Source organism: Vibrio mexicanus, from assembly GCF_001012815.1.
GTDB lineage: Bacteria > Pseudomonadota > Gammaproteobacteria > Enterobacterales > Vibrionaceae > Vibrio > Vibrio mexicanus.
Genome location: NZ_JYJP01000131.1, coordinates 1 through 374 on the forward strand (window position 1 = coordinate 1; position 374 = coordinate 374).

A 374-nucleotide genomic window follows, 5' to 3' on the forward strand; every position below is an offset into this window, starting at 1 on the left:
TACCTACATCTTCAAAAGACATAGGATTTGAGAACTTTTAATTTGAATAACAACGCATATCCGTAGATATGGGGATTGTTGTTATTCGTCAGCTTTCCAAATTGTTAAAGAGCAGATTTTCTAACGAAAACCATTTTTAAAAACTCTCGCAAGAGTGCTTAAAGATGGTGGGCGATACCGGGCTCGAACCAGTGACCCCCTGCTTGTAAGGCAGGTGCTCTCCCAACTGAGCTAATCGCCCACGTTAGTTTTAATTCCTGTGGAGGAATTCAAGATGGTGGAGCTAAGCAGGATCGAACTGCTGACCTCCTGCGTGCAAGGCAGGCGCTCTCCCAGCTGAGCTATAGCCCCATTCTTGAGATTTATTCTTCTAA

At 44.1% G+C, this 374-nt stretch carries 2 tRNA genes; both read right to left on the reverse strand.

Going from position 1 to position 374, the window contains the following annotated elements:
* Positions 1-165: 165 nt before the first annotated feature.
* A tRNA-Val gene (locus UA76_RS20040) sits at positions 166-241 on the reverse strand.
* A gap of 34 nt (positions 242-275) precedes the next feature.
* Positions 276-351: transfer RNA gene (locus UA76_RS20045), tRNA-Ala, on the reverse strand.
* Positions 352-374: the final 23 nt, after the last annotated feature.